Annotated in this window: 10 protein-coding genes; 3 read left to right on the top strand and 7 right to left on the bottom strand. The window is 63.8% G+C overall.

Translation table 11 applies throughout. The annotated features are described in order from the left end of the window. Window positions 1–337: 337 nt before the first annotated feature. From ACFQS4_RS13635 to thyA, 5 genes are all read right to left on the bottom strand, one after another. The gene (locus tag ACFQS4_RS13635) at window positions 338–2497 is read right to left on the bottom strand and encodes a thioredoxin domain-containing protein (RefSeq protein WP_497902014.1); all 2160 of its coding nucleotides are present in this window, start codon (window positions 2495–2497) and stop codon (window positions 338–340) included. A 231-nt stretch (window positions 2498–2728) separates the two neighbouring features. Then, window positions 2729–3493, bottom strand: coding sequence for an Ig-like domain-containing protein (locus ACFQS4_RS13630; RefSeq protein ID WP_497902013.1), 765 nt, complete (start codon window positions 3491–3493; stop codon window positions 2729–2731). A 230-nt stretch (window positions 3494–3723) separates the two neighbouring features. Further along, entirely contained in the window at window positions 3724–6459 is a 2736-nt protein-coding gene (gene acnA, locus ACFQS4_RS13625; protein ID WP_497902012.1) for an aconitate hydratase AcnA, read from the bottom strand. A 175-nt stretch (window positions 6460–6634) separates the two neighbouring features. Next, window positions 6635–7195 carry a dihydrofolate reductase gene (locus tag ACFQS4_RS13620; protein WP_497902011.1) on the bottom strand — a complete coding sequence of 187 codons (561 nt, stop codon included), beginning with the start codon at window positions 7193–7195 and terminating at the stop codon, window positions 6635–6637. Next, entirely contained in the window at window positions 7192–8250 is a 1059-nt protein-coding gene (thyA, locus tag ACFQS4_RS13615) for a thymidylate synthase (RefSeq protein WP_497902010.1), read from the bottom strand. The genes ACFQS4_RS13620 and thyA overlap by 4 nt, the downstream gene beginning before the upstream one ends. A 178-nt stretch (window positions 8251–8428) precedes the next feature. Here thyA and purD point away from each other — a divergent pair, with 178 nt between their 5' ends. From purD to ACFQS4_RS13600, 3 genes are all read left to right on the top strand, one after another. After that, entirely contained in the window at window positions 8429–9778 is a 1350-nt protein-coding gene (gene purD / locus ACFQS4_RS13610; protein ID WP_497902009.1) for a phosphoribosylamine--glycine ligase, read from the top strand. A 74-nt stretch (window positions 9779–9852) separates the two neighbouring features. After that, window positions 9853–10092 carry a DUF8593 domain-containing protein gene (locus ACFQS4_RS13605; RefSeq protein ID WP_497902008.1) on the top strand — a complete coding sequence of 80 codons (240 nt, stop codon included), beginning with the start codon at window positions 9853–9855 and terminating at the stop codon, window positions 10090–10092. Between the two features lie 92 nt (window positions 10093–10184). After that, window positions 10185–10901: an acyltransferase gene (locus ACFQS4_RS13600; RefSeq protein ID WP_497902007.1), complete on the top strand. Its 717-nt coding sequence runs from the start codon at window positions 10185–10187 to the stop codon at window positions 10899–10901. 263 nt (window positions 10902–11164) lie between these two features. Here ACFQS4_RS13600 and ACFQS4_RS13595 read toward each other — a convergent pair whose 3' ends face one another. Beyond that, a complete protein-coding gene (locus ACFQS4_RS13595; protein WP_497903202.1) occupies window positions 11165–11998 on the bottom strand; it encodes an endonuclease V in 834 nt (277 codons plus the stop codon). A 90-nt stretch (window positions 11999–12088) separates the two neighbouring features. Further along, entirely contained in the window at window positions 12089–13015 is a 927-nt protein-coding gene (locus ACFQS4_RS13590) for a rhomboid family intramembrane serine protease (RefSeq protein WP_497902006.1), read from the bottom strand. Window positions 13016–13059: the final 44 nt, after the last annotated feature.

Raw genomic sequence — 13059 nt, 5'->3', positions numbered from 1 at the left:
GAATGTTGGGGTTGACTCAGTGACGTCCCGCATCGACGGCACTCGTGGTAGAGAGACGACTGGCGATGACGGTCCCAGGTTCGCCTGATCCAGTTTGCCGCGAGAGTAGTCAGTGTCATGTGGGCGTTCGTCCGGCAGTCGCGAGTCGGACGGTAAATACTTTGTGAACATTCGACCATCTAGAATAGTAAGTCTAGACACACGTTTGAAAATGTTCGTCTTTTATATACAAATCATAAGATATCGTGAGGATATACGGCCGAACGAAGACGAAGGGAGGGGTAATCGAACGACGAGGACGATCGAGCCACCCACCGAACCTGGGCCACAATGCCGATCAGTTCTCGGAATGTCCCAGTAGCCACTCGAGCGCCTCGTCGACGTCGTGGCTGGGCGGCGAGCAGGTCCGCTGGCGACAGGCGTAGAGCGTCGGTTCGTCATCTCTCGCCTCGCGCCCGGCCCAGATCGATGGTGCCTCCGAGAGGTCGAGGGCGTCGAGCCAGGCCTCGAGTCCGTCGTCGGTCGGCGGCCGCCTGGCGAGCAGGCGGTCCGGGAGGAACGTCGAGCCGATTTCGTCTCGCCAGTCCCGCGGAACCTCGTCCGCGGCGACCGTCAACTCGAGCGAGCCGGTCGCGAGCCGATCAGCCGCGAGCACGAGCGAGGTGTACTCGAGTGGGCTCGAGCGCATCCGGCTGGCGTGGGTCTCGAGGACCGCTTCCGCGACGTCACTGAACGACTCGTCGGCGACGTGCTCGAGCGCGAGCAGCGTCTCGACGGCGACCCCCGTCGACGAGGGCGTCGAGGCGTCGGTGAGTTCCTGCGGACGCGCGACCAGCGATTCCCCGCTCGAGGGCGTGAAGTACAGCGTTTCGCGCTCGCCGTCCCAGAACTCGGATTCGATCGTTCGAGCCAACTCGAGCGCGAACGAGAGGTGCTCGAGGTCGCCCGTCGCCTCGTAACACGTGAGCGCCGCGCGAGCGAGGAAGGCGTAGTCCTCGAGGTAGCCGTCGATGCCGACCTCGCCGTCCTCGTACCGCCGAGAGAGGGTACCGTCGTCGTCCCACAGGTGCTCGCGAACAAACGCCAGCGCGTCGGTGGCGGTTTCGGCGTAGGCGTCGTCGCCGAGGACGATCGCCGCCTCCGCGAACGCGGCGATCATCAGGCCGTTCCAGCCGGCGAGCACCTTCTCGTCTCGATTCGGGCGCGGTCGCTCCTCGCGAGCCTCGAACAACTGATCGCGGGCGGCCTCGAGCACCGTCTCGACCGTCGAGGCCTCGAGGTCGTACTGGTCGGCCAGGTCCGATCGCGAGGACGAAATCGTGAGCACGGTTTTCCCCTCGAAGTTACCGCCGGACGTCACGCCGTACCGGTCACAGACCAGATCTGAGACAGTCTCGTCGTCGACGTCGATTTCCTCCGAACGGTCCAGGTCCGAGAGTGCGTCCCGAATCTCGTCGGGCGTCCAGACGTAGAACGCACCCTCCTCGCGCTCGCCGGCCTCGGTCTCGCTCTGGGCGTCGAGCGTGCTGAAGAAGCCCCCGTCCTCGTGGGTCAGTTCGCGCTCGACGAACGCGAGGGTCTGCCGGGCTACGTCGGCGTACCGCTCGTCGCCGACGGCCTGGTAGGCCGCCAGGTAGGCACGCGTCAACTCGGCGTTGTCGTAGAGCATCTTCTCGAAGTGGGGCACCGTCCAGTCCCGGTCGACGCAGTAGCGGTGGAAGCCGTCGCCGACGTGATCGTACAGGCCACCGCCCGCCATCGCGTCGAGGGTCCTGACTGCCGCCTCGAGGTACTGCCTTCGCCCCGTGCGATCGGTCGCCCGGAACAAGAGGTGGAGCCGCGCGGGCTGGGGGAACTTCGGGCCGCTCGAGCCCCAGCCGCCGTACTGTTCGTCGACGCCGCGGAGGGCCGTCCCGGCGGCCGACTCGAGCAACTCGCTGCCCGGCGTTTCGACCCCCTCTGGGGGCGAGGGCGTGGCCTCGAGCTGGTCGCTCGCCGCGGCGGTCCACTGGTCGGCCCGATTCTCCATCTCCTCGCGGTCGACCTCCCAGGAGTGGGCGATGTTCTCGAGGAGGTCCCGGAAGCCCGGCATCCCACGCTGGGGTTCCTTCGGGAAGTAGGTCCCGACGTAGAACGGGCGGCCGTCGGGGGTGAGCCACGCCGACAGCGGCCACCCGCCGCGGCCGGTGACCTGCTGGCAGACGGTCATGTAGATGCTGTCGACGTCCGGGCGTTCCTCGCGGTCGACCTTGATCGGAACGAAGTGTTCGTTGAGCAACTCGGCGACGCCGTCGTCCTCGAAGCTCTCGTCGGCCATAACGTGACACCAGTGACACGCCGAGTAACCGATTGAGAGGAAGATTGGCACGTCGTGCTCTTTGGCCGTCTCGAGGGCCTGGTCGTCCCACGGCTGCCAGTTGACGGGGTTGTCCGCGTGCTGGCGCAGGTAGGGACTGGCCGCGTCCTCAAGGCGGTTGCGCTCGGTGGGTGTGCTCATTGACGTCGTCTACGTGCGGGCGCTGTAAAAGCGCGGCGTACGCCTCGAGTCCGTAGCTTCTGGACCCGCAAAAACGAATACAGGAAAACGGGCTTGTCGAACCCCTCGGTCGGTGATACGTTCTAGGATGGTTGCTGAATATAGAGCGCGAATGTTGCACAAATTGAGAGCCGATTTTCGAAAGGTAGTGACCGGTCAGTTCAGGCGACACATATATCACTCCGAGTTAGGTCACATTCCCGGATCGGTATTCCTCCCAAAATGTATAGCGCCACTACGTGAGATGTAGATATTTACGCCGAACGGAGGCCTAATATCGTCTATATGCCACTCATACGTCGCTGATTCGCCCGTCTTGAGTTCGACAGTGAGATCGTAGATTCCTTCAACTGCCGTCAATCCCGACCGGGTAAGTAACGATTCGGAGACGAGATCGTACGTTCTTTCGAAGATGGTTTCGTTCTCTTTTCGGTGGGTCACGGTTACGGTGACTTCGTGACTCGTCTCGTCAAAGTTCACCAGCCGAAATCCCTGTACTTCACGACCACCTGTCCCGTTTCCATACGTTTCCGGAGCTGGCTCTGACTTCCTATGCTCGGTATCGATGCGCTGGACAGAGTCATCTGAGACGAAATAGAACTTCGGTTTCGGACCGAGATGACCAACGGCTTCACTTCCCTCTCGATCGATTGTTTGGCTGCCACGACAGATAGTGATGAGATAATATCCACCATCAGCCTCTGCGTCTACTGCGGCGGGACACCCAACGGTGATCTTTGTCGTGTTCTCCGAAAGCATGTCATTGTGCATCCAGACTTCCTCATATTCCGCGACGAATCCGGTAGCGCTTCCTTTCGTAACCGGATCTGGCTTCTCTGGAAAGTCCTTCTCTTTGAGACCGTTTTGACCCGTTCCACTGCCCACATCTCCCAAACACCCACCACCAGACACAAGAACCGTTGCTCCAACACACCCGAGCAGTGTTCGACGATCCATACGTAATGATAATTTAGCAGTGGTTATAACATTAATTGGATAATTGATTAGTACGCAGGTGTAGTAAGCAGATGGTTCAACGATTTCAGTGTGAAACAAACGAGGTCGTCGTGCTGCACTAATTCTCTCTATTCAGCAGCCACATCATGTCGGTCATAAACTATTTCAACAGAGTCAGAAAAATCGATTACGTCACTGAACGACGCGTTCTTCAGCCTCGAGCCGCGGATTTACTCCGTCAGCAGACGACGCAGCACGAGGTGGAGCACGCCACCGTTCTCGATGTACTTCACCGCGGCGGGTGTACTGACCTGCGCGGTCACGGTGAATTCGGTCGTCTCCCCGTCCTCTGCTTCGGCGATCACCGTGAGCTCCTGGTTGGGCTCGAGGCCGTCCTCCAGCCCTCGGATCTCGAAGTACTCCGAGCCGTCGAGACCGAGTTCCTTCCAGCCCTCGTCCTCTTCGAACTGGAGCGGCAGGACGCCCATGCCGATGAGGTTGTCGCGGTAAATTCGCTCGTAGCTCTCGCCGATGGTCGCGCGGATGCCCAGGAGGTCAGTGCCTTTGGCGGCCCAGTCCCGGCTCGAGCCGGTGCCGAGTTCGATGCCGGCCATCACGACGAGCGGGGTGTCCTCCTCGCGGTAGCGTTCGGAGGCTTCGAAGACGGTCACCTCTTCGCCGGTGGGGTGGTGGATGGTGTAGCCACCTTCCTTCCCGTCGAGCATCTCGTTCTGAATGCGGACGTTCGCGAAGGTGCCGCGCATCATGACCTCGTGGTTGCCGCGGCGGGAGCCGTAGGTGTTGAACTCGTAGGGCTCGACGCCCTGGGCGGCGAGCCATCGGCCTGCGGGGAGGGCCTCGCTGAACGGCCCCGCGGGGCTGATGTGGTCGGTCGTCACGGTGTCGCCGAGCATCATGAGCCCGCGCGCACCCTCGATGTCCTCGACGCCGGGTTCCTCGAGCGGGAAGTCCTTGAAGAACGGCGGCTCGCGGATGTACGTCGAGTCGTTGTCCCACTCGTAGACGTCGCCCGTGGGGGCCTCGAGGGCTTCCCAGCGCTCGTCACCCTCGAAGATGCTCGCGTACTTCGACTCGAACATCTCGGGGGAGACGCTGTCGTGGATCGTCTGTCGAATCTCTTCCGGGTCCGGCCAGACCTCCTCGAGGTAGATCTCCTCGCCCTCGGCGTTCGTGCCGATTGGTTCCTCCTCGAGGTCGATGTCCATCTTGCCGGCGAGGCCGTAGGCGACCACGAGCGGCGGGCTGGCGAGGTAGTTCGCGCGAATCTTCGGGTGGATGCGCGCCTCGAAGTTGCGGTTCCCGGAGAGAACGCTGGTCGTCCAGAGGTCGTACTCGTCGATGGCGGCCTCGATGGGTTCGGCGAGCGGGCCAGCGTTGCCGATGCAGGTGGTACAGCCGTAGCCGACGACGTGGTAGCCCAGTTCCTCGAGGTCGTCGAGCAGGTCGGCCTGTTCGAGGTACTCGGTGACGACCTTGCTGCCGGGCGCGAGGCTCGTCTTGACGTACTCGGGCACGTCGAGGCCAGCCTCGACGGCGTTGCGCGCGAGCAGGCCCGCGGCGACCATCACGGAGGGGTTCGAGGTGTTCGTACAACTCGTAATGGCGCTCACGAGCACGGAGCCGTGGCCGATCTCGACCTCGGTGCCGTCCTCGAGAGTGACAGGGACCTTCTCCTCGAGGGCGGGTTGTTTTTTGGAGACGAGGCCGCCGTCGCTCTCCGCCGCACCACTATCAATTACACCTTCCTCCTCGAGCAACGTCGGGAAGTGCTCGTCCAGATCGCCCATTGGGATGCGGGCGTGGGGTTTCTTGTGGCCCGCGAGGCTGGGTTCCACTTCACCAAGATCGAACTCGACGACCTCGGTGAACTCGGGGTCCTGATCGCCGAAGAGACCCTGGGCCTCGAGGTACTCCTTCACTAACGCGATGTGATCGTCGTCGCGCCCGGTGAGCTCGAGGTAGTCCAGCGTCTTCTCGTCGACGGGGAACATGGAGATGGTCGAACCCTGTTCGGGCGCCATGTTCGAGATGGTCGCGCGGTCGGCGACCGAGAGCTGGGAGACGCCGGGGCCGAAGAACTCGACGAACTTGTCGACGACGCCGACCTGACGGAGCTTCTCGGTGATGTGGAGCACGAGGTCGGTCGCGGTCGCACCCTCTGGGAGTTCGCCGGAGAGGCGGACGCCGACGACGTCGGGCAGGGTCATCGTGATCGGCTGTCCCAGGAGCGCGGCTTCGGCCTCGATACCGCCGACGCCCCAGCCGACGACGCCGATGCCGCCGATCATGGGCGTGTGGCTGTCCGTGCCGACGAGGGTGTCGGGCAGGAGCCACTGCTCACCGTCGACCTCGCGGTCGTGGACGACCTGACCCAGGTACTCGAGGTTGACCTGGTGGACGATGCCGGTTCCCGGCGGCACGACGTTGAAGTCGTCGAAGGCCTGTTCGGCCCACTTGATCGCGCGGTAGCGCTCCTCGTTGCGCTCGTACTCGAGTTCGACGTTCTGCTCGTAGGCGTCCTCGCTCCCGAAGTAGTCGACCTGGACGCTGTGGTCGATCACGAGGTCGCAGGGGACGTCGGGTTCGACGATCGTGGGGTCCTCGCCCGCGCGATCCGCCGCGGAGCGGAGAGCGGCAAGGTCGACTACAGCGGGGACGCCGGTCAGGTCCTGCAGGACGACTCGCGAGGGACTGAACGGCACCTCGGCGTCGGGCACGTCGGGTTGCCAGGACGCGGCGTTTCGGACGTCGTCTTCGGTAACCATTTCGCCGTCGACGTTGCGGAGCACCGACTCGAGCAGCACGCGAACGCTGACGGGCAGACTCGAGAGGTCACAGAGCCCTTCCTCCTCGAGCACGGTGAGGTCGGCGAATTTGTACGTCTCGCCGTCTCGCTCGAGTTCGCGAATCGCCCCGAACGGATCGGCTGTGGAGTCGTTCGTCATCGATATTGGTTAAACTGAGGAAATGCGCAGGTGTGAACCTATCGGTCTTCCAGTGCAAATCTTGCCGAACAGGTTCGAACGGCCGCGACCAGTGCTATATTTGCCCGTGTGATCAGCTGTCAATTCGGCGGAGTACTCACGTTCGCAGTGCTCGGATTCCGACCGTTCGAAGCCCTCACTCCCGTGAATGGTCTGGCCTGACGTACTCGAGGAACGAGAATCCCTCGTGGTCTTCGCGCTCGACTTCGGTCCATTCCTCGCGGTCCCACTCGGGGAAGGAGGTGTCACCCTCGGGGCGGTCCCGAATCTCGGTGACGATGAGTCGATCGAGCGCGGGCAGAAACTGCTCGTAGACCGTCGCGCCCCCTGCGACGAACGCACGGTCGGTGCCGTCGTGGCGGTCATCGGCCGCGCGCTCGGCTTCCTCGAGCGCAGCCTCGAGTTCGTGGGCGACGACGACGTTTTCGGGTGTCTCGAGGTCGCGACTCGTGAGGACGATGGAGGTTCGACCGGGCAGGGGCTCGCCCAGTCCCTCGAGGATTCCCTCGTAGGTCACCCGACCCATGATGACTGGGTGACCCGTGGTCTGGCGCTTGAAGTGAGCCAGGTCCTCGGGGACGTGCCAGGGCATCTCGCCGTCGCGGCCGATGATCCCGTTCTCGGCCACGGCGACGATTCCCACGAGTTCGAGGTCGGTCTCGAGGGCCGAGTCGGAGTCGGGCGACGAACCCGTCATTCGGCGACCGCGAACCGGAGTCCGTCGTGGGACTCGTAGTCGACCAGCTCGACGTCGTCGGCCGAGAGGTCGTCGATCGTCACGTCCGCGAGTTTCAGTTGTGGGCGCTCGAGCGGCTCGCGCGTGCATTGCCGGAGCAGGTTGGGGACGTGATCGTATCGTTCCTCGCCCTCGGCTTCGTCCGGGGCTTTCTCGAGGAGCCACTCACGCACGTCGGCATAGGCCTCGCGGTCATCTCGAGGGTCGACCTCGGCCAGGCGGTCCTGCAACGCCTCGAGGTTGTCTGCGTACCAACGCCCGCGGTCGCCGGTCCCACAGTAGACGTGGGCGTCGACGATGGTGTGGCCGAAGGTGCCCGCCTCGAAGCCCGTCTGCTGGGCGACGAGTTTCGTCAGGAGGGCGTAGGCCGCGATGTTGAACGGAATCCCGAGGGCCACGTCGCCCGAGCGCTGGGTGAGGTGGCAGTTGAGTCGGTCGCCCTGGACGTTGAAGACGAAGGAGTAGTGACAGGGCGGGAGCGTCGAGACGGCGGCGTTCGCGGGGTGCCAGGCGTTGACGACCAGTCGACGGGAGTTCGGATTATCGGAGAGTTGGTCGATCACGTACTGGAGCTGGTCGAACGTCTGGCGGCCGTCGGCCTCTCGAGTGACCCACTGGCTTCCGGCGGGCTCTCCGCTGGCGTCGTCGTCGGAGACGGTGTCCGCCCAGGACTCGCCCTCGAGCCGGCTCTCGTCGTCGGGAATCGGAAATCGGCGCCAGAAGCGACCGTAGGCCGTGTCGAGTTGCCCCTCGTCGTCGGCCCAGGCGTCCCAGATCTTCGTCTCCTCGCGCAGGTCGCGGATGTGCTCCTCGCCCGAGAGGTACCAGCACATCTCGTGGATCATCGAGTTCCAGCGGTAGCCGTCCATCTTTTTGGTCGTCAGGAGCGGGTAGCCTCGCTGGAGGTCGATCTCGTAGTGCTGGCTGAACGAGGAGATGGTGTCGACGCCGGTTCGGTTGGGTTTGTACGCCCCCTCCGAAAGCACCGAATCGACGAGGTCGAGGTACTGTTGCATTGAGACTGGGTTTCGAGCGAATGCCTATAACCATTGATCCATCCGACTCGATCGTCTCACTGGAATCGAGTAACCCGGCCCACGGTCGACGGACTCCCTTCCCGATTCAGCACGTTCGTGCACATACAGATCTCGAGAAAGGACAACTTTTACATGTTCCTGCGTACCGACTTCGATCATGCGCGAGCACGTACTGCTGATCGGGGGCGGCGGGCGCGAACACGCCATCGCGCGCGCCCTGGCCGACAGCGAGGCCGACCTGTACGCCTGCGCGGGGAACCGAAACCCGGGAATCGCCGACCTGGCGAGCGGGTTCGAGACGCTCGAGACGACCGACCCCGACGCGGTGGTCGAGTACGCCCAGTCCGTCGACGCGACCATCGCCGTCGTCGGCCCGGAAGCGCCGCTCCAGGCCGGCGTGGCCGACGCGCTCGAGAACGCGGGCGTCTACGCCTTCGGGCCGAACCAGGACGAGGCCCGAATCGAGACGGACAAGGCCTTCCAGCGTCGGTTCATGCGGGAGAACGACATCACGGGCTGCCCCGATTTCGAGACATTCGACGACGGCGAGGCCGCCTGCGAGTACATCGATAGCTACGACGGCGACCTCGTGATCAAGCCCGCCGGCCTCACGGGCGGGAAGGGCGTCAAGGTCATCGGGGACCAGGTGACCGCCGAGGAGGGCAAGGAGTACATCCGGGACTCCGAGTACGACCGCCTCGTCCTCGAGGAACGACTCGTCGGCGAGGAGTTCACCGTCCAGGCGTTCGTCGCGAACGGCGACGTCCGCACGGCCCCAGCGGTCCAGGACCACAAACGCGCCTACGAGGGCGACGAGGGGCCGAACACCGGTGGAATGGGGAGCTATTCGGACGCCACGCGCGAATTGCCGTTCATGACGGCGGTCGACTACGACGACGCCGTCGACATCATCGATGAGACTGTCGGGGCCCTCGAGGGCTACAAGGGCATCCTCTACGGTCAGTTCATGCTCACCGCCGAGGGGCCGAAGGTCGTCGAGTTCAACGCCCGCTTCGGCGACCCCGAGGCGATGAACACCCTGCCGGTCCTCGAGACGGACTTCCTCGAGGTGCTCACGGCAGCGCGAAACCGCGATCCGTTGCCCGAACTCGAGTTCGCCGAGCAGGCCACGGTCTGTAAGTACGCGGTTCCTGCGGGATATCCAACCGACCCGGAGGCGGGAGCGAAGGTGCAGGTCGACGAAGAGAGCGTGGCGCGCGCGGCGAGGGCCTCGGACGACTCGAGCGGCGACGAGGCGCGAGAGAGCGCTGGCGACGCCCTGCTCTACTACGCCAGTGTCGACGAACGTGACGACGGCATCTACACCACGACCTCGAGGTCGTTCGCCGTCGTTGGGCTCGCGGACACCATCGTCGAGGCCGAGGAAATCGCCGAGGACGCGCTCGCCGACGCCGGCGAAGAAGGCCTGCACGTGCGTCACGACATCGGGAAAGCCGACCTGGTTCAGCGCCGGATCGACCACATGGACGAACTGCGCGGGAAGTAAAACCGCGATTCTGTACCTTCCCCCGCGCAGTTTCAAGCCCGCGTTATATTCGACTGAACGGCGGAGAGTGTCGTATGTCCGCACGCTTTACGGACGACGACGAAGGAAAGCCAGTCGTGAACGAAAACGGCGACCGAATCGGGATGGTCGAATCCGTCCACGGTGATACCGCACACGTGAACCCCGATCCGGGGATGACCGACACGATCAAGTCCAAACTCGGCTGGGGCGACGCCAGCGAGGACACGTACGAACTCGACGCGAGCAACGTCGACCACATCGGCGACGACGAGATTCGACTCGGGCAGCTTTGAACGGGGCGGCGAGGGTTCGGTAACGGAGCAGAAAACCGATCTGCTCACCCGTTCAGTTGGTTTCTTGTAGGATTGGAACGAACGCCGTGGCAGTGACTAACGACCCCTCGAGGCGCGAGCACAATCAGAAACGCAGACACGACCGCGTGCACCGCCACCCGACGCCCGGCCCGACGAACTCGCTGGGCCACTGGACGAGCGCCCGCCACCCCCTTCGCGTGGCAATCAATTACGTCGTCGTCTGGCTGATCCGGACCTCGCCGAGCCTGAAACTCAAGCGCTGGCTCATGCGACGCCTCGGCGTCACGGTCGGTGAGGGCGTCTCGTGGGGCCTCGAGGCCACGCCCGACGTGTTCTGGCCCGACCTCATCACGCTCGAGGATCATGCCATCATCGGCTACGACGCCACGATTCTCTGTCACGAGTTCCTCCAGGACGAGTATCGAACGGGGGAGGTAGTCGTCGGCGAGCGGGCGATGATCGGCGCCGGGGCGATCATCCTCCCCGGTGTCGAGATTGGCGCCGGCGCCAGCGTTGCGGCGAACTCGCTCGTGACGCGGGACGTTCCGCCGGGCGAAATCGTGGCGGGGGTGCCGGCGACGACGATGATGGACTCAGGTCCGGGTCCGGGTTCGGATTCGGATTCGGATTCGACCTCGAGCGAGCGAAGCGACACCGAGGACACAATCGACGGGGACGAAGGGCTCGCAGTCGACCGCGACAGCGAACTCGACGCGACCACCGACGAAACCGACGGCGAGACGGAGACGACGCGAGAACGGGACGACCCACCCCACTCTGTCGAGTGAAACAAGTCGCGCCTCGAGCCCCGGCCTCGTCGCCGAACTCACAGGGACGCCGAAGGGCCAAGACTCGGGAACAGGAACGGTCGACCGGTCGCCCAGGCAATGCCACCGATGATCGCGAAGTGGACGATGGCGTCGATCCCAGCATTCAGGTCGTCGCGTACCCCATTAGCCGACGTATCCGTCCGGACGGATACCTTACAGGGCCGGACGAAGCACTTACCCGTTGTTCCCTGGTTTCACGGTGCAGCCGCAACTCGAGGCGACTAGTCCAACTCGCCTTTCGCCTCGTCGGCGTAGCTGTCGGCCAGTCGAACCGGCTCCGGGAGCTTGTAGCCCCTCGAGAGCGCGAGGGCCAGATCGGCCGCGGTTTCGGGGCCGACGCGGTGACCGGGACTGACGTACAGCGGGTTGACGTAGCGGTTCGGTGAGTCGTACTGCTTCGTCTGAACGGCGTACCCCAGGAGCGTTCCCGGATCGGTTTCGACGCGCGCGTTCGCTTCGATTGGGACGCGGGTGCCGGCGGCGAGGTTCTCGAGGTCGCCCGTCGCCTCGCCACAGAGCAGGCTCTTGGCGACGCCGACGCTGGGGACGTCCAGGACGACGCCCATGTGAGTCGCGATGCCGGCCTCCCGGAAGTGGATGCGGCCGCTCCCGTCGAACAGGAACACGTCGGGGTCGGTCGTTACGTTCTCGACGGCCTCGAGGATCGGGCCGCCCTCGCGGAACGAGAGCAGGCCCGGGACGTAGGGGATCTTGAGGGGCGTGACGGCGAAGACGCGCTCGAGGACCTCGCCACCTTGCATGACGACGATGGCGCTGAGCGCACGTTCGGGTTCCGAATTGAGCAGGAAGGACTGGTCGACGCCGGCGACGACTGGCTGGGTGGTTGGTCCGGTATCGGGGTTGCCGTCGCTCCCGTTACCGCTACCACCCCCGCTCGAAGTCGAAGTCGCCGCCAGCGGATTCGTCAACGTCTCGAGGTCGAACGCGAAGTCGTCCTCGAAGACGGCCTCGCGAGCGATTTCGTGCTGCATGGCTTCCATGTCGGCTCTCGAGAGCGCGGGATCGGGGACGAGGTCAGGACGGCGGATTCGTATCATAGTCGTAACGTGTGTGAAAGGGGTGACGTGTGTGCGTCGTGAACTGGTCGGAAGTGGGGAGCACGATGACGCTCGGGTACGGACGCGTTAGAATCGTCTGCGGCCTGGTCCGCCGGGACCGCCGGGGCCGCCTGGACCGCCGCCGCCGAGCTGGAATTGATTCGCCGTTCGCACGTTCTGGGTCCGTTTGATGTACTCGCCGTAGGCGAGACCGACCACGAGACCGACGAGGTGGGCTGCGTGTGCAACGCCGCTACCGCCAGCGCTTCCGCCGCCGATGAAGAAGATACTGACGAGAGCGGTTCCGGCCGCAAGGAGCCAGATCGGTACGGGGAGGATGAAGTACAGGTAGACCTTGAGGTTCGGGTTCAGAATCGTCAAAACGCCCATGATCGCGAGGGCGGCGCCGCTCGCTCCGAGCACGTTCGAGGGAACGCCCTGATAAGCGGAGATTGCGATCTGACCGAGGCCAGCGAGAACGCCGCTGACGACGAACAGAATCGCGAATTTTCTCGAACCGACGTACCGCTCGACGAGCGGCCCGAAGAAGAATATCACGATGCTATTGAACACGATGTGGAAGATGTTGACCGGCGAGTGGGCGAAAATCGAGGTCACCCACGTCCACACGTACTCCGGGTTCGCTGTCGAGAGCATGAAGATAGCACGGTGAGCGGTTGTCCCGGCAACTAGAAGAACAATCCACTGCGCGAGAAACGTGATCCACATGAGCGCCAGGAACGTGTACGTCATGTTCCCCCGGAAGTACCCCAGCGGCCCACCAGGCCCTGTGTTGAACGGCAATTTGTCGCTCAGACTCGAGGCCGTCTTCCCGCCGCTGTCGACGCTATCGTCGAACCCGCTGTCGAAGACCCCCTGCGGATCGTTCCAGTTGTGGAGCCCCGTACAGTTGTGGTTCTCCGGCAGGCGGTGTTCGCTGCAGTAGGTCCCCCCGCAGTGCCGACAGTTGTACGGCATGCTTTCGTTTTTCCCACACACGTCACACGTTGCCATTGGCGCCCCGTATGTGACGCGTCGCTATGGGGTTTGGGGTTTCA

Source organism: Saliphagus sp. GCM10025317, assembly GCF_042663665.1.
In the GTDB taxonomy this organism is placed as follows: domain Archaea; phylum Halobacteriota; class Halobacteria; order Halobacteriales; family Natrialbaceae; genus Natronosalvus.
This window is presented reverse-complemented; position numbering and strand designations above follow the sequence as displayed.